Here is a 22,725-nt window from a genome sequence, read left to right as displayed (position 1 = left end):
CACACGGGTCCGACACGGCACCGCCCACGGCACCGGGCGGGTCAGGCGGGCGGGTCAGGCGGGCGGGTCAGGCGGCCCGGCCAGGCCGAGCTCGGCGACGAGCCCCTCGACGTTGGAGGCGGCGTTGAGGGAGTACAGGTGCAGCACCTCCACCCCCTCGGCGAGCAGGCGCCGGCCGTCCTCGAGGGCCACCCGCATCCCCTCCTCGCGGAAGGCGCCGCGGTCGTCGAGGAACGGGTCGAGCCGGCGGTGCAGCCACGACGGCTCGTGACCGTCGGTCAGGCGCCGGGTCACCTCCAGCACCCGGGGGCTGGTGACGGGCAGCAACCCCGGCAGGAGGGGGGTCCGGCACCCGGCGGCGGCGAGCCGGTCGCGCAGGCGCAGGAAGTCCTCGACGTCGAACGTCAGCTGGGCGACGGCGAACCGGGCACCGGCGGCGAACTTGCCCAGGAGGTGGCGCAGGTCGGTGTCCAGGTCGGGCGACTCGGGGTGCCCCAGCGGGAAGGCCGCCACCCCGACGGTGTCCGCCCCGTGCTCCAGGGCCAGCCGGACCAGCTGGTCGGCGTGCTCCAGACCCTCGGGGTGGGGTTCCCAGGTGGCGCGCGGATCGCCGTCGGGGTCGCCGCGCAGGGCGAGGACGTCGCGCACGCCACCGGCCACCAGGTCGTCGAGGACGCCCGCGAGCTGCGCGGCGGACTGGCCGACGGCCGTGAGGTGGGCCAGCGGGCGGACCGGCGTCTCGCGCGCCAGCCGGGACGCCAGTTCGACGCTGCCGCCGCGGTCACCGCCACCGGCCCCGTACGTCACCGAGGCGAAGACGGGGCGCAGGGGCGCGAGCCGCTGCACGGCCCGCCACTGCCGGGCGGCCGTGTCCTCGTCGTGGGCGGGCGAGAACTCCACGGAGAAGCGGCGGCGCGCGGCGCGCAGGTCCTCCACCAGCGTCCGGCCCTCGACCTCGCTCACGGGGTGGGCACCTCCTCCTCCCAGGGCGCCGTCCAGGCCCCGGCGTCCCAGCGGGCCCGCAGGAGGTCCACCCGCACGTCGACGGGGTCGTGGGCGAGCCGGCGCAGCGGGGTGCCCTCGGCGCGCCAGCGGTGCAGCGCCTCGGGGGCCAGCGGCGGCGGCGCGCTGCCGTCGGCGCGCAGGACCCGCCACCACGGGGCGTCAGAACCGAAGCGGCGCAGCACGTTCCCGACGAAGCGGGGACCCCGGTCACCGACGCGGGCGGCGACGTCCCCGTAGGTCAGGACGTGACCGGCGGGGATGGCGTGCACCACCTCGAGCACCTCCTCGGCCCGGACGGGCAGCTCGCGCTCCACAGCCGGAGCCTGCCACGCGCACCGCGGTGCCGGACCCCCGGTGCAGGCTGCGGCCGTGAGCACCGCAGCCGCCCCTGCCGACCCCGGTCCCCGCCGGTGCGACGTCGAGCGCGCCGGCGCCGTCGAGGACGCCGACGTCCTGGCGGCCCGGCCGGCCGACCGGCACCCGCCGGAGCCGCCCGTCCTCCTGCGCCCGCACCCGGCCGAGGTCGCCCTCACCGAGCTCGCCGGGGAGCGGCTGCGCCCCACGACGTGGCGCGACGGCGCGGGGCTGCGGACGCTGACCCGGTGAGGCTCACGGGTTCGGCCAGGGGTTCGGCAGCGCCCCCCGCAGCCCCTTCGTCTGCTGCATCATCACCGGCGCGAGGCGCCCGGGACCGGGGGCGGGGTCGTGCCCGTGCCCGAGGACGTGACCGATCTCGTGGTTGACGACGTACTGCCGGTAACCGGTCCGGTCCTGGCCGTAGTCCGGGATGGCCTCGACCCACCGGTACCAGGTGAGGACGGCGGCATCGCCCGAGCGGCACGACAGCGTCCCCAGCGTGCGCAGCGGCCGGCACAGCGCGGCGGACGTGTCGGGCGTGGCGAGGACGAGGCGCATCTGCGCGTCGCCGTCGGTGCGGGCGAAGCTCATCACGCCCCCCGCGCCCCAGCCGCGCGGGTCGTTGAGGACGCCGAGGGCGAAGTCGGCGAACGCGACCGGGTCCAGCAGACCGGCGTCGACGAGGTCCTGCTCGACCTCGACGCGCACGGTGCGGACGCGGTCCGAGGGCGGGGCGGGCGAGGACCCGGGGACGACGGTGAGGACCCCGCCGCCGGACTGCGGCACCTGCCCGCGCAGCACCCCGGCGCGCACGTCCTCGGCCATGAGGCCGGGGGGCGGGGCGGGCGTGGACGACGTGGTGGGCGTCGTGGGCGTGGACGGCGTCGCGGGGGCGGGGGTCGACGGTGCGGCGGGGGCCGTGGAGGTCTCGGCCGGAGCCGTCGAGGACGGGGCGGCCGTCGGCGCCCCGCTCGTGCAACCGGTCAGCACCAGCCCCGCACCCCCCAGGAGCAGGGTGCGGCGGGCGGGACCGGGAACGGCGGGAGGCACCCGCGCAGCATGCCAGCCGCGCCCGGCGGGCGGTCGCGGAGCGCGCCGACCGTCCGCCGGCAGCGAACCGGGCGATCGCCGGGCGCGGGCGGCGACTAGCGTGGAGCCGGAGCCGTCTCGGGCGAGACGGCGGCAGGTCAAGATCGGCGACCCGGGAGGGGACTGCGGTGGAGGTTCGGATCGGCGTGCAGAACGTGGCGCGCGAGCTGGTGTTCGAGTCGGCCCAGACCAGCGAGGAGATCACGACTGCCGTCTCGCAGGCGCTGTCCGCGGGCACGGTGCTGTCGCTGGCGGACGAGAAGGGCCGGCAGGTCGTCGTCCCGGCGGCCTCGATCGGGTACGTCGACATCGGCGCGCAGGAGAAGAGCCGGGTCGGCTTCGGCCTGAGCTGACCGGCGGCGGCCGCGGCGGCGCGGGGGTGGCGGGAGGGCCCGTCACCCCTGCGCCGCGCCGCGGACCCGCCTGATCGTCACCCCGGCGACGCAGCCGGTTACGATGGCCGGGTTCAGGGTTGCCCGGTCGCCAGTCACGATCGGCTGCCGACTGCCGCGACGCGGCTGCACGCCCGCCTGACGACGTTCCCCGCCGGTGGCTCCGACTTCTCGCCGAGCCGCTGGGACGGGTCCTCCGCGGACGCGGCCGCGCTCGCCCCTCCACGGGAGACGCATGACCGACACGAGCACCACCAGCGACGACCTCGAACCCGTCGTCCCCGCCGACGAGGCCCCCGCGCCCCGCACCTTCGCCGAGCACGGCGTCGAGCCCCGCATCGCCGCGTCCCTGGCCGGTGCGGGCATCACGACCCCGTTCCCGATCCAGTCCATGACGCTGCCCGTGGCGCTGACCGGGCACGACATCATCGGCCAGGCCAAGACCGGGACCGGCAAGACCCTCGGCTTCGGCGTCCCGCTCCTGCAGCGCACCGCCGTCCCGGGTGACCCGGACCACGACGCGCTGCCCGCACCGGGCAAACCGCAGGCCCTCGTCATCGTCCCCACGCGCGAGCTCGCGACGCAGGTCGCCGGCGACCTCACCACCGCCAGCCGCTCCTACCCCGCGCGCATCCTCACCGTCTACGGCGGGCGCGCCTACGAACCGCAGATCGAAGCCCTCACCAAGGGCGTCGACGTCGTCGTCGGCACGCCGGGGCGACTGCTCGACCTGGCCCAGCAGCGGCACCTGGACCTGTCGCACGTGATGTGCGTCGTGCTCGACGAGGCCGACGAGATGCTCGACCTGGGTTTCCTGCCGGACGTCGAGCGCCTGCTCGCGCAGACGAACCCGGCCCGTCAGACGATGCTCTTCTCGGCGACCATGCCCGGCCCGGTCGTGGCGATGGCGCGCTCGTACATGCGCCAGCCCACCCACATCCGTGCGGTCGACCCGACGGACGACGGCGCGACCGTCGCCGCCATCACGCAGTTCGCCTACCGCACCCACGCCCTCGACAAGGTCGAGGTGCTGGCCCGGATGCTGCAGGCCACCGGCCGGGGTCTGACGATCGTCTTCAGCCGCACCAAGCGGACCGCCGCCTCCGTCGCCGAGCAGCTCACCGAGCGCGGGTTCGCCGCAGCCGCCATCCACGGCGACCTCGGCCAGGGCGCCCGCGAGCAGGCGCTGCGCGCGTTCCGGACCGGCAAGGTCGACGTGCTCGTCGCCACCGACGTCGCCGCCCGCGGCATCGACGTCGAGGACGTCACCCACGTCGTCAACTACCAGTGCCCCGAGGACGAGAAGACGTACCTGCACCGCATCGGCCGCACCGGTCGGGCGGGCAACACGGGGGTGGCCGTCACCTTCGTGGACTGGGACGAGCTGCCCCGCTGGAGCCTCATCGACAAGGCGCTCGGCCTCGGCTTCGGCGAACCCGTCGAGACGTACTCGACGTCGCCGCACCTGTTCGAGGACCTGTCCATCACCGCGGGCACGACCGGTCGGCTGCCGCGGACCCAGCGCACGCGGGCCGGGCTGGGGGCCGAGCAGGTCGAGGACCTCGGGGAGGTCGGCGCCGCCAAGGGCCGGCGCGCCCGCTCGGGCGGGTCGGGCGCGTCCGGTCGCGGCGGGCGCTCGTCGGCTCCGCAGGAGCAGGCCGAGGAGGGCGTCGTCGAGGAGCGGGTGGAGCGGCCCCGCCGCACCCGCACGCGTCGCCGCACGCGCTCGGGCGTCGAGGTGACGGGTGAGGTCGCCGCCGAGAGCGCGGCCACGGGCGGCGCGACCCCCGAGGTCGCCCCCGCGAGCGCCGGGGAGCCGCCGGAGAAGGCCCCCCGCCGCCGTCGCCGCACCCGCACGAGCGGTGCCGAGGCCGGCGCGGCCGACGCCGGCTGACGGGCGCGCCCGCACGCGCCACGGGTCCCCTCCCCGGCGGGGAGGGGACCCGTGGCGCGTGCGGGGGTGGCGCGCTCAGGCGCCGCCGACGACGAAGGTGCGGACGGCGTCCGCGACGAGCTGGACGGCGATGGCCGACAGCAGCAGACCGGCGACCCGGGTCACGAGCAGGACACCGGAGTCGCCCAGGACGCGGTGCACGATCCCGGCGAAGCGCATGGCCAGCCACAGCGTCACGTGGACGGCGACGACGCCCAGGGCGATGGCCGCGCGGTCCCCCCAACCCTGCGCCTGCTGCACGAAGACCATCGTCGCGACGATGGCACCGGGCCCGGCCAGCAGCGGCGTGCCCAGCGGCACCATCGCGACGTTGACCCCGACGGTGCTCGTCGGCTCGTCCCCCTTGCCGGTCAGCAGCTCCAGGGCGATGAGCAGCAGGAGCAGCCCGCCCGCGGCCTGCAGCGCGGGCAGGCTGATGTGCAGGTAGTCCAGGATGCGCTGGCCGAAGACCGCGAAGGCGACGATGACGCCGAAGGCGACGAGGACGGCCTGCCGGGCGGCGCGCGAGCGCTCGGCGGTGCTGAAGCTCGCGGTGAGCCCCAGGAAGATGGGCACGGTCCCGAGCGGGTCCATGATGACGAAGAGCGTGACGAAGCTCTCCCCGAACAGCTGCCAGTTCACGCCGGGTGCGCCAGGCGGGACGCGGCGGCGACCTCGTCGATGCGGGCGAGCGAGGCGGGGTCGGTCGTGTTCTCCCCCAGCAGGTTCCGCTTGCCCGCCCCGTGGTAGTCGCTGGACCCGGTGACGAACAGCCCGAGGGCGGCGGCGAGGTCGCGCAGGTGGGCGCGCTCGGCGTCGGAGTGGTCGCGGTGGTCGACCTCCAGGCCGGCCATCCCGGCCTGCGCCATCGCCTCCACCTCGGCGTCGTCGAGGCAGCTGCCGCGCTTGGAGGCCGCCGGGTGCGCGATGACCGGGACCCCCCCGGCGGCGCGCACGACGCGGACGGCTTCGACGGGGTCCGGGGCGGTCTGCGGCACGAAGTACTTGCCCCGCCCGGACAGCAGGGTCGCGAAGGCCTCGTCCCGGTCGGCGACGACACCGCGCGCCACGAGGGCGTCGGCGATGTGCGGGCGGCCGATGGTCGCGGTGCCGTGGACCTGCTCCTGCACATCCTCCCAGCGCAGGCCCGTGTCGGGCGTGAGCCGGTCGACCATGCGCCGGGCCCGGCTCTCCCGGGACGTGCGGGACTCGGTGAGCATCCGCACCAGGGCGGGGTCCTCGGGGTCGTGGAGGTAGGACAGCAGGTGCACGGACACCCCACGGAGCAGACAGCTGATCTCGACGCCCGGGACGAACCTCAGTCCGCGTCGGTCGGCTTCGGCCGTGGCCTCCGGCCAGCCCGAGCTCGTGTCGTGGTCGGTGAGGGCGACGACGTCGAGTCCGGCCTGCGCGGCGGAGGCGATCACGTCGGCCGGGGATTGTGTCCCGTCGGACGCCGTGGAGTGCGTGTGCAGGTCGATGCGCACCGCACGAGCCTACTCCGCGCGCCGGCCCTGCCCGGCCGCGCCGGGGTCAGGCGCGGGCGGGGACCGCCTGCCCGGCCCAGCGCAACCGCGGGGACAGCGCCCCGCAGGGGACGTCGAGCTCGTGGGCGGGGTCGCGCAGGTCCACCAGCTCGAGGTCGTCCAGCACCGTGACGCCCGCCGCGGCGGGCCACAGCAGCGCCCAGAGCCACACGGCCCCGGCCTCCCCCACGAGCACCGCCCGGTCCCCCTCGGCGGGTACCGACCACAGCGGCGTCGACGCCCCCGCCGCGTGCAGCCGGGCGGCGGGACGGCCCGTCACGAGACCCTCGCCCGGGTCGAGGTCGTCCCGGCCGGCGAGGTGCGCGCCCAGCCCCGTGCCGGGCTGCTCGGCGACGAGCAGGACGTCGGCCACCGGTGGGCACCCGGCAGGACCGTGGTGCGGGCCGGAGACGGCGACGACGACGGCCTGCGCCTCGTGCTTGTCGTCGCGCACGCAGCGGGTCCCGGTGACGAGCCAGCCGTCGGGCAGCGGCCACGGGAGCCACACGGGCACGTCGGCGTGGTGGGAGACCCACGCCAGGTGCTCGGCGTCGGCCGGGTGCGGGGGCTGCAGGGGGACCACCTCCCCGTGCACCGCGCAGGTGTGACCGGAGTGCCAGATGCTGGGTGCCCTCACCGCGCCGTCGCAGCGGGGGCACTGCGCTGTACCGCCCATGCTCCACGGTGCTCCCGGCGGCGGCCGATCGTCAACCTCCCCTCACGCAGCGTCGCCGGCCGGGCCCTGGACCCGCCGGGGTGGAGCGGCAGCGCGACCCGACCGGGGCGATGATGAGCCGGTGAGCTCGCAGACGACCGACCAGACCACCGGCCCGGACGTGGACCGGGGGGTCGAGGACCTCCTGGACCGCCGGGCCCCCGAGGGCGAGGGCCCCGTCGTGGGGGGTGGGGCCGAGGGTGAGGACGACACCGAGACGTCGCACCGCTCGACGCCGCGCTCGGCCGCCTTCCGGGCGTTCATCGCGCAGGGCTGGGGCCCGCGCCCGGCCGAGGACGTGCGGGCCGCCGGGTCGGCCCCCTTCGCCGCCCGCCGCCGCCAGGTGCTGTCCTCGCTGTTCCCGGGCGAGGTGCTCGTCGTCCCCGCCGGCCCGCTCGTGCAGCGGTCCAACGACACCGACTACCGCTTCCGCCCGCACTCGGCCTTCGCCCACCTCACCGGGCTCGGCACCGACCGCGAGGCCGACGCCGTCCTGGTGCTGCTGCCCACGGCCGACGGCCACGACGCCGTCCTGTACGTCCGCCCGCAGGCCACGCGCGACACCGAGGAGTTCTTCGCCGACGCTCGCTACGGCGAGCTGTGGGTCGGGCCCCGCACGACGCTGCCGGCCCTCGCCGCGCAGACCGGCCTCACCTGCCACGACGTGGCCGTCCTCACCGACGAGCTGACCGCCGGTCTCCAGGACGCCCGTGGGCTGCGCGTCGTCCCCGACGCCGACCCGGCCGTCACGGCCCTCCTGACCCCGCTGCGAGGGCAGGTGCCGGAGAAGGCCGACGAGGAGTTCGTCACGGCGCTGTCCGAGCTGCGCCTGGTCAAGGACGAGTGGGAGGTCGACCAGCTGCGGCAGGCCGTCGCCGCGAGCGCCCGCGGGTTCGAGGAGGTCGTGCGCTCCCTCCCCCGCGCCGTCGGGCACCCCCGCGGCGAGCGGGTCGTGGAGGCCGCCTTCGACGGCACCGCGCGCGTGGAGGGCAACGGCGTCGGGTACGAGACGATCTCGGCCGCCGGTGACCACGCCTGCACGCTGCACTGGATCCGCAACGACGGGGCCATCGCCCCGGGGCAGCTGCTGCTGCTCGACGCGGGGGTGGAGGTCGACTCCCTCTACACCGCCGACGTCACGCGCACCCTGCCCGTCGACGGCACGTTCACCCCGGCCCAGCGCCGGGTCTACCAGGCCGTGCTCGACGCCGCCGAGGCCGCGTTCGCCGTCGCCAGGCCGGGCGTGCGGTTCCGCGAGGTGCACGAGGCGGCCATGCAGGTCGTGGCGGACCGGTTGTCCGCCTGGGGGATGCTGCCCGTCGACGCGGCGACCTCGCTCGGTGAGGACGGGCAGTTCCACCGTCGCTGGATGCCGCACGGCACGAGCCACCACCTCGGCCTCGACGTCCACGACTGCGCCCAGGCCCGCAAGGAGATGTACCTGGACGCCGAGCTGCGCGAGGGCATGGTGTTCACCATCGAGCCGGGCATCTACGTCAAGGCCGAGGACGAGCTGGCCCCCGAGGAGCTGCGGGGCATCGGGGTGCGCATCGAGGACGACGTCCTCGTGACGGCCGACGGGGTGGAGAACCTGTCCGCGGCGCTGCCCCGCACGCCCGACGAGGTCGAGGCGTGGATGGCGTCGCTGCGCTGACCACCTCGACGCGGTCCCACCCGGCTCACGGGTCGAGCCGGGTGGGTCCGGTGGGTGGCGTCAGCGCTCGGAGCGCTCCCGGTCCTCGCGCTGCTGGTCCTCGCGCGCCTGGGCTTCGGCGGCACGCCGCTGGCGGCGCGCCTCCTCCATCTTCTCGGCGTACGTGGGACCGGACAGGTCGTGGACCGGTTCGGACTCGGGCGCCTTCTCGAACGAGGGCGGGGGCGGGGGCTGGTCCGCGGGCCCCGACCCGGGCCGCGGCGGCGGCATCGACGGCTGGGTGCCCCCGGGCGGCGGACCCCACGGGCGCTGCGTCGGGTCGGGCGCACCCCACGGCGCCTGGCCCGACGGCGAACCGCCGCCGTCGCGGCCCAGGCCGTTGGGCAGGCGGGACAGCACCTCGCGCGCCTGGCCGGCCATCTGCGGCAGGCACAGGACGGTGTACTCCCCGGCCACGATCTGCGAGGACGACGTGAAGTCGCGGCGGCCGCCGGTCAGGGCGTAGGAGATGACCCCGAAGAGCATCCCGAACCCGGCCCCGACGAGGATGCCCGTCAGGAGCGCACCGCTGCCGCCCGGCCCGAACACCGACAGCATGAGCCCGATGAGCAGACCGAACCAGGCACCGGAGGCGGCCCCGGCGCCCGCCGCGCGACCGTAGGTGAGCCGGCCCGTGACCCGCTCGACCATCTGCAGCCCGGTGCCGACGATCGTCACGTTCTGCACCGGGAAGTGCTCGTCGGAGAGGAAGTCCACCGCCCGCTGGGCCTCGGAGTACGTGGCGTAGCGGCCGATCGTCTCCCCCGAGGGGGGCGTCGGCGTGGTGATCCGGCGCGGACCACCCATGGGCCCGAGGTTCGACATCAGACTCCCTCACCTTCCTGGACCGTCCCGCGGCGTCGGCGCAGGATCGGCGACGGCACCTCCGCGGAGGTGCCGTCGTCCTGCTCAACGCCGCGGGGACGTGCTCGGTGCCCGGCGGGACCAGGACCGCCGGGCGGTGCTCAGGCGGACTTGCGCTTGGCGCCCGCGCGGCCGGCCTGCTGCTTGGCCTCGACCTCGCTGCCGGCCCCGGCGGTGGTCAGCTGACCGCCGGTGGTCTCCAGGTGGGCGCGGACGAACCAGTGGAACTGCTCGAGCTGGCCGGCCTGGGCGATGAGCATGTCCTGGGTGACGAGGTCGAGGTCGTCCGTGGCCTCGATGGCCTTGCGGTGGTCCTCGATGACGCCGCTGTAGACCAGGTCGAGCGCCCCCAGGTGCTCGATGGCCCCGGCGCGGCCCAGGGAGTAGTCGTCCCAGCCGCGGTCGGCGACGAGGGCCCCGGGCGTGCCGACGGGCGACAGACCCAGGGTCGCGATGCGCTCGGCGGTGGTGTCGGACATCTCGCGGACGGCGTCGACCTGCGGGTCGAGCATCTCGTGGACGGCCACGAAGTGCGGCCCCACGACGTTCCAGTGGATGTGCTTCAGCGTCAGGTGCAGGTCGGTGAGGGCGTTGAGCCGGTCCTGCAGGAGGGTCGCGATCTCCGCGCCCTGCTCCGTCGTCAGCCCCGGGATGGTGTAGAGCGGGGTGCCCTCGTTCTTCATCTTCTTGCTCTCCTTGGCCATGCCGTCACCGTAGGAGCCCAGGTCCGGCGCCGCGAGCTGGAAACCGCCCCCTAGATTGGAACGTGTGACCGGACCCACCACGCGTGTCTTCGCCGCCCGGCTGGCGGGAACCTCGGTCTTCGACCCGCAGGGCGACCAGGTCGGCCGGGTCCGCGACGTGGTGGGGATGCTGCGCCCGCGCGGGCCGGTCCGCGTCATCGGCCTGGTCGTCGAGGTCCCCGGCCGCCGCCGCGTCTTCGTGCCCATGACGCGCGTGACGTCCGTCGACGCCGGCCAGGTCATCACGACCGGCCTGGTCAACATGCGCCGCTTCGAGCAGCGCGGCACCGAGACGCTGCTGCTGGCCGAGCTCCTGGACCGCACGGTGGAGCTCGCCGACGGCAGCGGGGAGGCGACGATCGAGGACCTGGGCCTGGACGCCGTGCGCCCCCGCGACTGGCAGCTCACGCGGTTGTTCGTGCGCCGCGGCAGCGCACCGCGCGGGTTGTCCGGCCGGCTGCGGCGGCGCGGGGAGACCATGACGGTCCCCCTGGAGGGCGTCCTCGGGGGCGTCGTCGGGCTCGCCTCCCCCGACCTGGACCAGGGCGCCACGAACCTGCTCGCGGCGTTCGAGGAGCTCAAGCCGACCGACCTGGCCGAGGTCATCCACGAGCTGACGCCCAAGCGGCGCCGGGAGGTGGCCGCGGCCCTGGACGACGAGCGGCTCGCCGACGTGCTGGAGGAGCTGCCCGAGGACGACCAGGTCGAGATCCTGTCCGGTCTGGAGGGCGACCGCGCCGCGCACGTGCTGGAGGAGATGCAGCCCGACGACGCGGCCGACCTGCTCTCGGAGCTCCCGGCGGAGCAGGCCGAGCGGCTCATGGCCCTCATGGACCCCGAGGACGCCGAGCCCGTCCGCCGGCTGCTGGCCTACGACGACTACACCGCCGGCGGGCTCATGACGACCGACCCCGTCGTCCTGGCCCCCGACGACACCGTCGCCGAGGCGCTCGCGCACGTGCGCCGGATCGAGCTGAACGTCCCGCTCGCGACGGCCGTCTACGTCTGCCGGCCACCGCTGGAGACGCCCACCGGGCGCTTCCTCGGTACCGCCCACCTGCAGCGGCTGCTGCGCGAACCCCCGCAGACCCCGCTGGGGCAGCTGCTGGACGACGACATCGACCCCCTCGCCCCCGAGGAGACCCTGCAGGCCGTGACCCGGCGGCTGGCCGCGTACAACCTCGTCTCGCTGCCCGTGGTCGACGAGGACGGGCACCTCCTGGGGGCGGTGACCGCCGACGACGTGCTGGACCACCTGCTGCCCGACGACTGGCGCGACGCGGAGGAGGAGGTCTTCGAGGGGCCGACCGGACAGGAGACGACCCGTGGCTGAACCCCGTCAGAGCCGCCGCACCCAGCGCCGCGAGGCGGCGGTGTCGCTGGACACCCCGCGCGAGACCCGGCGCAAGCTGCTGTCCCGCCCCCAGGTCGACCCCGACGCGTTCGGCCGGGCCTCGGAGGCGTTCGCCCGCTTCATGGGCACGGGCCGGTTCCTCGTCTACATGACGGGGTTCGTCGCGATCTGGCTGGCCTGGAACACGTTCGCCCCCGAGTCGGCCCAGTTCGACCCGCGGTCGCTGAACTACACGCTGCTGACCCTCATCCTGTCGCTGCAGGCGTCCTACGCGGCGCCGCTCATCCTGCTCGCCCAGAACCGGCAGGACGACCGGGACCGCGTCCTGAACGAGCAGGACCGGGCCCGCGACGAGCGCGGCCTGGCCGACACCGAGTACCTGACGCGGGAGGTCGCGGCCCTGCGCATCGCGCTGCGCGAGGTCGCCACGCGCGACTTCGTCCGCTCGGAGCTGCGCTCGATCCTGGAGGAGCTCACCGAGGAGGGGGTCGCCCCGGCCTCGCCGTCGCGCGACGCCAAGCGCAAGGGCGGCAAGAAGCGCAAGCGGGTGGGCGAGCAGGCGGCGCCGGCCCCGGTTCCCGGGGCGGGCTCAGGTCCGGAGCGCGAGGTGCCGACACCTGAGGGGTGACGACTCTCGACGATGGCCCCGGTGCGGGCCCCGGCGTCCCGACCGCCACGACGCAGGTCCCCCTCCAGACCGGCGACCGGGGCGGCGACCAGGGCGGCAGCCAGGTCCGCAAGCGCCTCGGTGACGTCCTCGTCGAGAAGGGTCTGCTGGTCCCCGAGGACCTCGAGGTCGCCCTCGCCGAGCAGCGCACCGTCGAGGGCCCGCGCCGGCGCCTCGGGCAGATCCTCGTCGAGCTCGGGATGGTCTCCGAGGCCGAGCTCGCGCAGTGCCTCGCCGAGCTGCTGAGCCTGGAGCACGTCGACCTCTCGCGCATCACCCTGGCCCCGGACGTGGTGCGCGTCCTGCCGCGCGCCGTCGCCGAGCGCTGCCGTGTCCTGGTGCTGGACAGGACCCCGGAGTACCTGCTCGTGGCGGCCGCCGACCCCACGAACGTCCTGGCCCTGGACGACGTGAAGCTCTACACGCGCACCCCCGAGCTGCACGTCGTCGTCGCGATGGACTCCCAGATCCGCGACCACCTGGCGCGCGCGTGGTCGCTCACCGAGGACACCTCGCAGGTCTCGCGGATGGTCGAGGACGCCACCGACGACGAGGACGAGGACCCGCTGGCCGCGCTCAACGGCTCGGTCGACGACGACGCCCCCATCGTCAAGCTCGTCAACCGGATCCTGTCCGACGCCGTGCGCCTGCGCTGCTCGGACATCCACCTGGAGTCCCAGCGCGACCAGTTGCGCGTGCGCTTCCGCGTCGACGGCCTGCTGCGCGACGTCATGAGCGCGCCCAAGCGGGTCGCGCCCAGCGTCATCAGCCGCATCAAGATCATCTCCGGGCTGGACATCTCGGAGCGACGCATCCCCCAGGACGGCCGCACCCGCGTCGTGGTGGACGGCTCGGCGATCGACTGCCGCGTCTCGACGCTGCCGGCGCTGCACGGCGAGAAGATCGTCATCCGCCTCCTGACGCGCGGCGACGACGTCCCGTCGCTGCCGTCCCTGGGGTTCGAGCCCGAGCAGCTCGACATCTTCGAGAAGGCCCTCGGCGTGCCGCAGGGGCTCGTCCTCATCACCGGCCCCACCGGGTCGGGCAAGACGAACACCCTCTACGCCGCCATCCACGCGACGATGTCGCCGGAGAAGAACATCATCACGCTGGAGGACCCGGTCGAGGTCCAGCTGCCCGGCATCACGCAGGTCCAGGTGCACGCCAAGGTGGGGATGACGTTCTCGGCCGGCCTGCGCTCGGTCCTGCGCCAGGACCCCGACATCGTCCTCATCGGTGAGGTCCGCGACACCGAGACCGCCGAGCTGGCGCTCAAGGCGTCGATGACCGGCCACCTCGTGCTGACGACCCTGCACACGAACTCGGCCGTCGGCGCGCTGACGCGCCTGGTGGACATGGGCGCCGCCCCGTTCCTCGTCGCGAGCTCCCTGACGGCGGCGATCGCCCAGCGCCTGGTCCGCAGGCCGTGCGACTCGTGCGCCGACGGGTACATCCCCGACGAGAACACCCTGGCGCTGCTGGACCTGACGATCGAGGACATCCTCGACGCGACGCCGCTGAAGGGCACCGGCTGCCCCGAGTGCGGCGGGACGGGCTACCGGGGCCGGACCGCGGTCTACGAGGTGCTGGACGTCACGCCGAGCATGCGCAAGGTCCTCATGCACGACGCCACGGAGTCGGCGCTGCTGGCCGAGGCCGAGCGCATCGGCATGAAGACGCTGCGGCAGTCCGCGCTGGCCAAGGCCATGCGCGGGGAGACGACCTTCGAGGAGGTCATCCGCGTCACCGCGGGCTGACCGGCACCCCTCGTCCTGCGGGGCGCCCGCGCGGGGAGGGGTCAGGGCCGGACGAGCGCCGCGGCGGCGAGACCGAGGTCGAGGTCGTCGACGCGGACCGCCTGCCCCGTCTCCAGCGAGCGGTTGGCGGCGACCCCGACGACGACCGAGCGGATCCCGTCGCGCCAGGACGCCGTGCGGTGCAACGGGTCGGGGACGGGGCCGGCGAAGACGTCGCGCAGCAGCAGGGCGTCCCCACCGCCGTGTCCGCCCTCCCCGGCGGGGATCTCGACCTCGTGGGCGGCCTCGAAGTGCCGCTGGAGGAGGAGGCGCTCGCGGACCGGGCGGACGCCCGCCCCCTCCGCGACGTCCTCGGGGTGCATGCTCGGGTCGACCTGCCGGCGCCCCTCGGCCAGCGGCACCTCCCCGCGCTCGACGACGGTCAGCTCCGCGCGGCCGCGGGTGCCGTTGACGGAGACGACGTAGCCCTCCCACGGGGAGTGCGCGTTGAGGGCGTAGGACAGCGTCGCCGTCCCGCCCGGCACGGCGGAGTCGACGACGAGGGCGAGGTTGTCCTCGATGGTGATGCCCTCGTCGAAGACGTCCCGGTCTCGCAGGTACCCGTCGTGCTGCTCGTTCTCCAGGTACAGCTCGCGCAGCTTGGGGTCCGCGGCGAGGTCCAGGGAGAAGGCGTCGGCGCGCCCGGCCTCCGACGTCCCGCGCTCGGGGCGGGCCCCCAGACCGCGCGCGGCGGCGTTGGCGGCGCCGTAGAACCGCAGGCCCCCGCTGGCGAAGACGCGTTCGGGCACCCCCTGGGTCCACCAGTTGACGAGGTCGAAGTGGTGCGAGCTCTTGTGGACGAGCAGGCCGCCGGAGTTCTCCTTCTGCCGGTGCCAGCGGCGGAAGTAGTCGGCCCCGTGGGCGGTGTCGAGGACCCACTCGAAGTGGACGGAGGTCACGGTGCCGATCTCGCCGTCGGCGATCACCCGGCGCAGCGCGGTGTTCCGCGGCGCGTAGCGGTAGTTGAACGTCACCAGCACGTCGCGGCCCGTCCGCTCGACCGCCTCGGCGATGCGGCGCAGGCCGTCCCGCGTCGTCGTCAGCGGCTTCTCGACGACGGCGTCGGCCCCGGCGTCCAGGGCGGTGACGACGAGGTCGGCGTGGGTGTGGTCGGGGGTGGTGACGACCACGCGGTCGACGCCGAGGCGGCGGACGGCGTCGGCGAGCTGCGCGGGCTCGAGGACCTCGGGGGCCGGACGGCCCGCGGCGGCGTACCGGCGGGCGTGCACACCGGCCCGGCCGGGGTTGGTGTCGGCCAGGGCGACGAGCTCGCCGTCGCCGGCGTGCGGGCCGGCGAGCGCGTCCACGTACATGGTGGCGCGGGAGCCGGCCCCCACGAGGGCGTAGCGACGGGGGCTGGGCACGGGACGTCCTCCTCGACGACGGGAACGCGCCCACGAGTAGGCAAGCGCTTTCCCAACCACCCTGTCACCGCCCCGGAGCCAGGTCAAGAACCCCCCGTACGCTGGTCCCATGTCCGCCACCCCGCCCTCTCCCGGTCCCGAGAGCGTGCGCGAGGAGGTCCTGCGGGCCCTGCGCTCCGTCGACGACCCCGAACTGCACCGCCCCATCACCGACCTCGGCATGGTCGACGGCGTCGACGTCGACGCCACCGGTCACGTCGACGTCCGCGTCCTGCTGACGACGGCCGGCTGCCCCATGCGCGACACGCTGACGCGCGAGGTCACCGCGGCCACCCGCACGGTGCCGGGCGTGCACGCCGTCCGCGTCCACCTCGGCGAGATGACCCCCGAGCAGCGGCGCGAGCTCACCGCCAAGGTCCGCGGCACCACGGGCGCCGCACCGACGATCCCCTTCAACGACCCGGGCAACCTCACGCGCGTCTACGCGGTGGCCTCCGGCAAGGGCGGTGTCGGCAAGTCGAGCGTCACGGCGAACCTCGCGGCCGCCATGGCCGCCGACGGGTTGCGCGTCGGCCTGCTCGACGCCGACGTGCACGGCTTCTCGGTCCCCCGCCTGCTCGACGTCCAGGGGACGCCGACCAAGGTCGGGGACATGATCATCCCGCCCGTCGCCCACGGCGTGCGGGTCATCTCCATCGGGATGTTCGTGCCCGGCAACCAGCCCGTCGCCTGGCGTGGGCCGATGCTGCACCGCGCGCTGCAGCAGTTCGCCTCCGAGGTCTTCTGGGGGGACCTCGACGTCCTCCTGCTCGACCTGCCCCCCGGCACCGGCGACATCGCCATCAGCGTCGGGCAGCTGCTCCCCCGGGCCGAGGTGCTGGTCGTGACGACCCCGCAGGTCGCCGCCGCCGAGGTCGCCGAGCGCGCCGGGTCGGTCGCCACCCAGACCGAGCAGCGCGTCGTGGGCGTCGTGGAGAACATGAGCTGGCTCGAGCTGCCCGACGGGCAGCGGCTGGAGGTCTTCGGCTCCGGCGGCGGTCAGGCCGTCGCGACGTCGCTGACCGAGCGCCTCGGGACGTCGGTGCCGCTGCTGGCGCAGGTGCCGATGGACGTGGTGCTGCGCGAGGGCGGCGACGCGGGCACACCGGTCGTGCTCTCCAACCCGGACTCCCCGGCCGCGGTCGTCCTGCGCGACCTCGCGCGGACGCTGGCGCAGCGACCCCGCGGCCTCGCGGGTCGCCGGCTGGGCGTCAGCGTCGCCTGACCCGCAGGCCCCGGCGAGGCGTCAGGTGGCGTCCTCGTCGTAGGGCGCCGGGGCGGCCTTGGCCGGCTCGGCGGACTTCTTGCCGAGGTCGACCCCACCGCCCGTCGCCCCCGCGGACGTGGACTTCCTGGCCGGGGTCGCGTCGTCGTCGTCGTTCCACGCCTCGGTCAGCGCCTCGCGCACGATGCGCCGCGGGTCGTACTGCCGCGGGTCCAGCTTCTGCCAGTCGATGTCGTCGAACTCGGGACCGAGCTCCTCGCGCATCTGGGCCTGAGCCCCCTTGGCGAAGCGACGGGCGGACTTGACCAGACCTGCCAGTTGCTCGGCGTAGTGCGGCAGCCGCTCGGGACCGAGGACCACCAGCGCCACGACGAGGAGGACGAGGAACTCGCCCCCGTTGATGCCGAACACGGGGCGATCCTAACCGTCGGCCTCGAGGGTGACCGGCACGTCCACGCTCTCCGGCCCCCTGCGGACGGACAACGTCACCGTCTCCCCCGGTTCCCGGGCCCGGATGTCCACGATGAGCTCGGAGGGTTCGGTGACCGGGCGCCCGTCGATGGCCAGGACGACGTCGCCCGGCTGCAGGCCCGCGCGGTCGCCCGGACCGCCCGCCTCGACGGCGCCGGGCTGGTCGACGATCCGCACGCCCTGGCCGCGGTAGGTCCCGTCGAGGGAGACCTTGATGACGGGGTGCACCGCGCGACCGGTCCGGATGAGCTGCTCGGCGGTGCGCCGGGCCTGCTCGGAGGGGATGGAGAACCCCAGGCCGATGCTGCCCGTGGGGGCCTGCCCACCGAGGCCGGGCAGCGCGGCGATGGCCGAGTTGATGCCGATGACCTCACCGGCCGCGTTGAGCAGGGGCCCGCCGGAGTTGCCCGGGTTGATGGCCGCGTCGGTCTGGATGGCCTGGATGTAGGACGCGTCGTCCTGCGAGGCCCCCGCCGTCACCGGCCGGTTCAGCGCCGAGACGATCCCCTCGGTGACCGTCCCCTGCAGCCCCAGGGGCGCACCGACCGCGACGACGGGGTCCCCGACGACGACGCCGGAGGAGTCGCCGAAGGGCAGTGCGCGCAGACCGGTGCGCTCCACCCGCACGACCGCGAGGTCGTAGGAGGCGTCGGCGCCGACGACGCGGCCGGGGGCCTGCCGGCCGTCCTGGAAGACGACGACGACCCCGTCGGGATCGGCGCCGGCGATGACGTGGTTGTTGGTCAGGACGAAGCTGCCGCCGTCGGTGGGCGCGTCGAGGACGAAACCCGATCCCGTGCCGGCGCCCTGGGAACCCTGGACCTGCAGCGCCACGACGCTGGGGAGGGCGGCCGCGGCGATGCCGGCCACGGATCCGGCGGGCCGCTCGGTGGACCCGGCCGAGGGCGAGGGCAGCGACACCGCGGGGTAGGTGCCGTCCCGGGCCTCGGACAGCTCGTCCTGCAGCAGCCCACCGGCGAAACCGCCGACGACGCCCAGCACCAGCACCAGGGACCCGGCCCCGATCCACCGCGCCGGCGACCGGCGGGCCGGGGACGGGGAGGGCGGGTGGGGCTCGCCCCCGGGGCCGGGCGACGGGCCGAAGGCCTCGGTGCGGGCGGCGTCCGGCGCGGGGGGACCGGCGCGGTACGGGTCGTACGGCGGGGGGAAGGCGTCGTGCCCGGCGGGAGCCTGGCCCCAGGGGTCACCGGACCAGCGGCTGCCGCTGGCGGAGCGGTCCTCGTGCCCCGGGGCCGCCCACGGGTCGGGCCGGCCGTCCCCGCCGTGTCGCGACGCGTCCCCGGCCGGGCCGTGGGGCTCGCTCACGGAGCGGTCGAGGTGGGGCTCGCGGTCGGCGTCGCCGGACCGGTGGGCTGGACCCGGCTGACGGTGGCCGTCTGCGGCAGGGCGGGGACCGGACCGGGAGAGCCGGTGGTCGAGGCGGCCGGGGCGCTGGACGGCGTCGTGCGCAGCTCGGCGACCGGTGCCTGGCCGCCCCCGGGCAGACCGCCGAGGACGAGCACCCCGGCGACCCCGGCGCCGAGCAGGGACAGCGTCCCCGCGAGCGCCACCGCCACCGGGCGCCGGCGCGCGCGGCGGCCGGCCCGCCCGGCCGGTCCGCGGGTCGAGCGCGAGCGCACGGGGTCGGTGCGCGAGGGCGGGGCGGTGCCGACGACGGGGCGGGCCGGGTTGGCGATGGGCGCGTCCCGCGGGGGCAGCGGGCCGCAGGGACCACCGATCTGCAGCAACCGGACGACGAGGTCGTCGGACGGTTCCGGTTCGGCCAGCGCGCGCAACCGGGCCCGGACGAGGCGCTCGGCCTCCAGGGCCTCGGAGCACTCACCGCACGTCTGCACGTGCTCGTGGGCGCGGGCCTCGGCATCGGTCGCCAACCGCCCGTCGGCGAGCGCGGTCACCCGCGCGCCGAGGTGCGGTCCGCTCACGGCCGGTCCTCGCCGCAGACCAGTTGCGGGGTCGCGCCGGAGCGGGGCGCGCGGTGGGCGAGGGCGGCGCGCAGCTGGGCCCGGCCGCGGTGGATGCGGGAGCGGACCGTCCCGAGCTTGACGCCCAGGGTGGCCGCGATCTCCTCGTACGACAGGCCCTCGATGTCGCACAGGACGACGACGGCGCGGAAGTCCGGCGGCAGGGCGTCGAGGGCGCGCTGCACGTCGTCGTCGAGGTTGCGGTGCTCGTAGGCGCGCTCGGGCCCGACGTCGGTGCTGGCCAGCTTCTCGCCGGCGTCCTCGGCCAGGGCGTCGAAGCGGATCCGCTGCTTGCGCCGCACCTGGTCCAGGAAGAGGTTCGTGGTGATGCGGTGCAGCCAGCCCTCGAAGGTGCCGGGCTGGTAGCTCGACAGGGAGCGGAAGACGCGCACGAAGACCTCCTGGGTGAGGTCCTCGGCGTCGTGCCGGTTGCCCGTCAGGCGGTAGGCGAGGCGGTAGACACGCGTGGAGTGGTCGCGGACGACCTCCTCCCACGTGGGGGGGACCCAGGTCGAGGCGGCGACGGCCGGGGACAGCGTCGCGGGGTCCTCGACGTGCGGCAGCGCCGGCGTGACCGGCACCGGGCGACCGGTGGTGGCACCGGTGTCGTCGCTCACGGGGTTCCTCCTGGAACGGGCGGGGAAGGGGGCCGCGAACGGCACCGCCAGTGCTCCCATGCTCTCCCACTCCCATCGTCTCGGCCAGTCACCGCCGGCAGGTCCATCCGGTCGGCGTCGGAGGGTCCAACGGAGGTCTGACCTGCGCGGTTCCCGGCTCCGCCCGCGGACCCGCCGGACGGGTGCCCCGCACGGCTCCCACCCGGGCCCGGTGCACCACCGCCACCCGTCATCACGCCGAGCCACCGCCCGAGCACACCGGGTCGACGGAGCGGGTGCTCTACAGTGCGCACGTGCCGACGCCCTCGTCTCGCCCGTCCAGCAAGCAGCCCGCCAGCTGGGCCTACGCCGAGCAGTTCGTCCCCGAGGACGAGGTGCTGCAGCGGGCCAGGGCCCGGGCCGCGGACCTCGGCGTCGACCCCGTCTCCCCCGGCGTCGCCGCCACCCTCACGGTGCTCGCGGCGGCCGCCCGCGCCCGCACGGTCGTCGAGGTCGGCACCGGCACCGGCGTCTCGCTGCTGAGCCTGCTGCGCGGCGCCGGCGAGGACGGCGTCGTGACGACGATCGACCCCGACGGGGAGGCCCAGCGCGCCGCCCGCGAGGCCGTCGCCGAGGACGGCATCCGCAGCAACCGCGCCCGCTTCATCAACGGCCGGGCCCTGGAGGTCCTGCCCCGCCTCACCGACGCCGCCTACGACCTCGTCCTGCTCGACGGCGACGAGCGCGAGAACGCCGCCTACCTCGAGCAGGCCCACCGGCTGCTGCGGACCGGCGGGCTGCTCGTCGTGGACGACGCCCTGTGGCGCGGCCGCGTCCTGGACCCGGCGGCGCGCGACGCCTCCACGGCCGCCCACCGCGAGGTGGCCCGTGTCGTGCTGGAGGACGGCAACTGGTTCCCCACGCTCGTCCCCTCCGGCGACGGGCTCCTGCTGGCCGTCAAGAACGGCTGACCCACCCCCGGGGCGCTCCCACCGCCGGCTCACCGCCCCCGCGCGGCGACCGAGGTCTCGAGCCACTCCAGCAGCAGGCGCGCACCGTAGCCGGTGGCGCCCTTGCCGACCTCGTGCTCGGGGCCGTCGGCCCGGCCCGTCCCGGCGATGTCCAGGTGCGCCCAGCGCCGGCCGCCGGTGAACGGCCGCAGGAACAGCGCGGCCACGATGGACCCGCCCCCGTGCCCCGGCGTCGTCGTCACCTGGCGGGCGTCGGCGACGTCGGACTCGAGGGCCGCGGCGTAGTCCTCCACCAGGGGCATGTGCCAGACCCGCTCGCCGGAGGCGGCGGCCGCCGCCTCGAGCTGGGCGACGAGGCCGGCGTCGGGCGAGTACAGGGCGGCGTGGCGCTTGCCGAGCCCCAGCGTCGCCGCGCCCGTGAGGGTCGCGACGTCGACCAGGACGTCGGGGCGCAGCACGGCGTCGGCGTAGGCGAGGGCGTCACCGAGCACGACCCGGCCCTCGGCGTCGGTGTTGTTGACCTCCGTCGTGCGCCCGCCGTAGTGGGTGATCACGTCCCCGGGGCGGTAGGAGGCGGCGCCGAAGGCGTTCTCCGCCAGGGCGAGCAGCCCCGTCACCTTGACGGGCAGCTTGAGCCGGGCGGCCGCCGCGACGACGGCCAGCACCACCGCCGACCCGGCCATGTCGGTCTTCATGGCGACCATGCCCTCGCGCGGTTTGACGCCCAGCCCGCCCGTGTCGTACGTGATGCCCTTGCCCACGAGGACGACGTGCGGGGCGTCGGGGCGGGCGCGCGGGGTCCAGCCGACCTGGACGAGCGCGGGCGGGGAAGCCGAGCCCGCGCCGACGGCCAGCAGCCCGCCGAACCCCTCGCGGCGCAGCCGGTCCCCCTCGCGCACGTCGACCTTCAGGCGCAGCCCGGCCGCGACCTCCCGCACCTGGGCGGTCATCCACCGGGGGTCCTTGAGGTTGGACGGCGTGGCGGCGAGGTCGCGCGTCAGGACCGTCGCCCCGGCGCTCACCTCGGCGTGCCGGACGTCGGCCGCGTCGACGGCGCCGAGCAGCAGCAGGCGGCGCGGGGCGGGCGCCTGGGCGGCGCGCCGCCCGCTCACCGGCGGGGTGTGGGAGGCCAGGAGGAACCCCTCGACGAGGGCGCGGGTGCCCGCGCTGCCGACCCCGTCGGCGAGCGTGGTGGCGACGTCCCCCGGCGCGCCGGCGACGGCGCGGGCCAGGGCGGCCCCGCTGCGGCGCAGCGCCGTCGGGGAGGAGTCGCCGACGCCGACGACGAGGAGCCGGCGCGGGCTGCCCGCGGGGGCGGGGACGGGCAGGCGGGTCGTCTGGGCCGCGCGGCCCGTGAACCCCTCGGCGGCGCAGGCGGCGGCCAGGTCGATCCCGTAGCGGACGGCGGCGTCGGCGGCCCCGGGGCGCGGCTGGAGCGGGGCGTCGGCGCCCTCACCGGCCGCGACCGGGACGGCCAGGACGTCGAAGCCCGCCAGGTCGGCGCCCACGACACCGCCGCGGCGCACCTCGACGGTGGGAGCGGTCCAGCGGCGCAGCTCGGGGGCGGCGGCGGTCACGGTCCGGAGGTCTTCGGCGGTGTTCACGGGGCGGTCCTGACTCTCGCTGGTGGGCGCTGACGCGGGCGGCGGGGGTGGTGCGCAGACGTGTCGGGGCGGGTACCCCTCAGCAGGTACCCGCCCCGTGCCGTCCCTCAGCCCACGACCGAGGTGATGGCCTCCCCGAGGGCCTTGGCCTCGTCGGGCGTCATCTCCACCACGAGCCGGCCACCGCCCTCCAGCGGCATCCGCAGGACGATGCCACGTCCTTCCTTGGTGACCTCCAGCGGACCGTCCCCGGTCCTCGGCTTCATGGCCGCCATCGGCGTGCTCCCTCTCGTCGTCGCGTGCGCGCGCCACCCGCGGCCGGGTGCCGCGGGCAACGTC

General features: G+C 75.7%; 24 protein-coding genes. 9 read left to right on the top strand and 15 right to left on the bottom strand.

All coding sequences use genetic code 11. From position 1 onward, the window contains the following. Positions 1-54: 54 nt before the first annotated feature. Complete coding sequence (locus tag AB2L28_RS08045) at positions 55-963, bottom strand: methylenetetrahydrofolate reductase (RefSeq protein ID WP_370718228.1); 909 nt, start codon at positions 961-963, stop codon at positions 55-57. Next, a complete protein-coding gene (locus AB2L28_RS08040) occupies positions 960-1,319 on the bottom strand; it encodes an MGMT family protein (protein WP_370718227.1) in 360 nt (119 codons plus the stop codon). Before AB2L28_RS08040 ends, AB2L28_RS08045 begins: the two co-directional genes overlap by 4 nt. Before the next feature lie 55 nt (positions 1,320-1,374). Here AB2L28_RS08040 and AB2L28_RS08035 point away from each other — a divergent pair, with 55 nt between their 5' ends. Continuing rightward, positions 1,375-1,611 (top strand): hypothetical protein, encoded by a 237-nt coding sequence (locus tag AB2L28_RS08035; protein WP_370718226.1) that lies wholly within the window; start codon positions 1,375-1,377, stop codon positions 1,609-1,611. Positions 1,612-1,614: 3 nt separating this feature from the next. Here the strand turns inward: AB2L28_RS08035 and AB2L28_RS08030 are convergent, their stop codons facing one another. Continuing rightward, the gene (locus AB2L28_RS08030) at positions 1,615-2,412 is read right to left on the bottom strand and encodes a DUF3152 domain-containing protein (protein ID WP_370718225.1); all 798 of its coding nucleotides are present in this window, start codon (positions 2,410-2,412) and stop codon (positions 1,615-1,617) included. 167 nt (positions 2,413-2,579) lie between these two features. Here AB2L28_RS08030 and AB2L28_RS08025 point away from each other — a divergent pair, with 167 nt between their 5' ends. Beyond that, the gene (locus AB2L28_RS08025; protein WP_370718224.1) at positions 2,580-2,804 is read left to right on the top strand and encodes a DUF3107 domain-containing protein; all 225 of its coding nucleotides are present in this window, start codon (positions 2,580-2,582) and stop codon (positions 2,802-2,804) included. A gap of 274 nt (positions 2,805-3,078) precedes the next feature. Further along, positions 3,079-4,737 carry a DEAD/DEAH box helicase gene (locus AB2L28_RS08020; protein ID WP_370718223.1) on the top strand — a complete coding sequence of 553 codons (1,659 nt, stop codon included), beginning with the start codon at positions 3,079-3,081 and terminating at the stop codon, positions 4,735-4,737. 75 nt (positions 4,738-4,812) lie between these two features. Here AB2L28_RS08020 and AB2L28_RS08015 read toward each other — a convergent pair whose 3' ends face one another. Genes AB2L28_RS08015 through AB2L28_RS08005 form a run of 3 tightly spaced genes read right to left on the bottom strand, consistent with a single transcriptional unit; the run spans position 4,813 to position 6,978 of the window. After that, the gene (locus tag AB2L28_RS08015) at positions 4,813-5,418 is read right to left on the bottom strand and encodes a MarC family protein (RefSeq protein WP_370718222.1); all 606 of its coding nucleotides are present in this window, start codon (positions 5,416-5,418) and stop codon (positions 4,813-4,815) included. Then, positions 5,415-6,263, bottom strand: a complete 849-nt coding sequence (locus AB2L28_RS08010) for a PHP domain-containing protein (protein WP_370718221.1) — start codon at positions 6,261-6,263, stop codon at positions 5,415-5,417. The genes AB2L28_RS08015 and AB2L28_RS08010 overlap by 4 nt, the downstream gene beginning before the upstream one ends. 46 nt (positions 6,264-6,309) lie before the next feature. Then, positions 6,310-6,978 (bottom strand): DUF6758 family protein, encoded by a 669-nt coding sequence (locus tag AB2L28_RS08005; protein ID WP_370718220.1) that lies wholly within the window; start codon positions 6,976-6,978, stop codon positions 6,310-6,312. Positions 6,979-7,099: 121 nt separating this feature from the next. Between AB2L28_RS08005 and AB2L28_RS08000 the strand changes: the two genes are divergently transcribed. Then, positions 7,100-8,671, top strand: a complete 1,572-nt coding sequence (locus AB2L28_RS08000; protein WP_370718218.1) for an aminopeptidase P family protein — start codon at positions 7,100-7,102, stop codon at positions 8,669-8,671. Between the two features lie 60 nt (positions 8,672-8,731). Here the strand turns inward: AB2L28_RS08000 and AB2L28_RS07995 are convergent, their stop codons facing one another. Then, complete coding sequence (locus tag AB2L28_RS07995; RefSeq protein WP_370718217.1) at positions 8,732-9,535, bottom strand: YflT domain-containing protein; 804 nt, start codon at positions 9,533-9,535, stop codon at positions 8,732-8,734. Between the two features lie 140 nt (positions 9,536-9,675). Continuing rightward, complete coding sequence (locus AB2L28_RS07990; protein WP_370718216.1) at positions 9,676-10,278, bottom strand: Dps family protein; 603 nt, start codon at positions 10,276-10,278, stop codon at positions 9,676-9,678. Positions 10,279-10,342: 64 nt separating this feature from the next. On the opposite strand from AB2L28_RS07990, the gene AB2L28_RS07985 reads away from it, so the two are divergent. From AB2L28_RS07985 to AB2L28_RS07975, 3 genes are read left to right on the top strand one after another with little or no spacing between them, the layout of a single operon-like run. After that, the gene (locus tag AB2L28_RS07985) at positions 10,343-11,650 is read left to right on the top strand and encodes a magnesium transporter MgtE N-terminal domain-containing protein (protein ID WP_370718215.1); all 1,308 of its coding nucleotides are present in this window, start codon (positions 10,343-10,345) and stop codon (positions 11,648-11,650) included. Beyond that, positions 11,643-12,299: a DUF1003 domain-containing protein gene (locus tag AB2L28_RS07980; protein WP_370718214.1), complete on the top strand. Its 657-nt coding sequence runs from the start codon at positions 11,643-11,645 to the stop codon at positions 12,297-12,299. Before AB2L28_RS07985 ends, AB2L28_RS07980 begins: the two co-directional genes overlap by 8 nt. Continuing rightward, positions 12,296-14,095, top strand: coding sequence for a GspE/PulE family protein (locus tag AB2L28_RS07975; protein ID WP_370718213.1), 1,800 nt, complete (start codon positions 12,296-12,298; stop codon positions 14,093-14,095). The genes AB2L28_RS07980 and AB2L28_RS07975 overlap by 4 nt, the downstream gene beginning before the upstream one ends. Before the next feature lie 41 nt (positions 14,096-14,136). Here the strand turns inward: AB2L28_RS07975 and AB2L28_RS07970 are convergent, their stop codons facing one another. After that, the gene (locus AB2L28_RS07970) at positions 14,137-15,498 is read right to left on the bottom strand and encodes a Gfo/Idh/MocA family protein (protein ID WP_370718212.1); all 1,362 of its coding nucleotides are present in this window, start codon (positions 15,496-15,498) and stop codon (positions 14,137-14,139) included. A gap of 109 nt (positions 15,499-15,607) precedes the next feature. On the opposite strand from AB2L28_RS07970, the gene AB2L28_RS07965 reads away from it, so the two are divergent. Next, a complete protein-coding gene (locus AB2L28_RS07965; protein ID WP_370718211.1) occupies positions 15,608-16,762 on the top strand; it encodes a P-loop NTPase in 1,155 nt (384 codons plus the stop codon). Positions 16,763-16,783: 21 nt separating this feature from the next. Here the strand turns inward: AB2L28_RS07965 and AB2L28_RS07960 are convergent, their stop codons facing one another. The 4 genes from AB2L28_RS07960 to sigE are packed head-to-tail and all read right to left on the bottom strand — an operon-like array spanning position 16,784 to position 19,892. Next, on the bottom strand, positions 16,784-17,173 hold the full coding sequence (locus tag AB2L28_RS07960) for a twin-arginine translocase TatA/TatE family subunit (RefSeq protein WP_370718210.1): 390 nt from the start codon (positions 17,171-17,173) through the stop codon (positions 16,784-16,786). Positions 17,174-17,182: 9 nt separating this feature from the next. After that, positions 17,183-18,559 carry a S1C family serine protease gene (locus AB2L28_RS07955; protein WP_370718209.1) on the bottom strand — a complete coding sequence of 459 codons (1,377 nt, stop codon included), beginning with the start codon at positions 18,557-18,559 and terminating at the stop codon, positions 17,183-17,185. Further along, positions 18,556-19,176: an anti-sigma factor family protein gene (locus AB2L28_RS07950; protein ID WP_370718208.1), complete on the bottom strand. Its 621-nt coding sequence runs from the start codon at positions 19,174-19,176 to the stop codon at positions 18,556-18,558. The genes AB2L28_RS07955 and AB2L28_RS07950 overlap by 4 nt, the downstream gene beginning before the upstream one ends. Then, positions 19,173-19,892, bottom strand: coding sequence for an RNA polymerase sigma factor SigE (gene sigE, locus AB2L28_RS07945; RefSeq protein WP_370718207.1), 720 nt, complete (start codon positions 19,890-19,892; stop codon positions 19,173-19,175). The genes AB2L28_RS07950 and sigE overlap by 4 nt, the downstream gene beginning before the upstream one ends. 233 nt (positions 19,893-20,125) lie before the next feature. Here sigE and AB2L28_RS07940 point away from each other — a divergent pair, with 233 nt between their 5' ends. Further along, positions 20,126-20,782, top strand: coding sequence for an O-methyltransferase (locus tag AB2L28_RS07940; RefSeq protein ID WP_370718206.1), 657 nt, complete (start codon positions 20,126-20,128; stop codon positions 20,780-20,782). Between the two features lie 29 nt (positions 20,783-20,811). On the opposite strand, the gene AB2L28_RS07935 is transcribed toward AB2L28_RS07940, so the two are convergent. Both AB2L28_RS07935 and AB2L28_RS07930 read right to left on the bottom strand, forming a co-directional pair. Further along, positions 20,812-22,386 (bottom strand): leucyl aminopeptidase family protein, encoded by a 1,575-nt coding sequence (locus AB2L28_RS07935; protein WP_370718205.1) that lies wholly within the window; start codon positions 22,384-22,386, stop codon positions 20,812-20,814. Positions 22,387-22,493: 107 nt separating this feature from the next. Beyond that, positions 22,494-22,661, bottom strand: a complete 168-nt coding sequence (locus AB2L28_RS07930) for a DUF3117 domain-containing protein (RefSeq protein ID WP_106210338.1) — start codon at positions 22,659-22,661, stop codon at positions 22,494-22,496. Positions 22,662-22,725: the final 64 nt, after the last annotated feature.

The sequence above is a fragment of the Kineococcus mangrovi genome (genome assembly GCF_041320705.1).
Lineage (GTDB): Bacteria > Actinomycetota > Actinomycetes > Actinomycetales > Kineococcaceae > Kineococcus > Kineococcus mangrovi.
The sequence above is the reverse complement of the archived record's forward strand: the minus strand, read 5'-3'. Positions and strand labels throughout refer to the sequence as shown.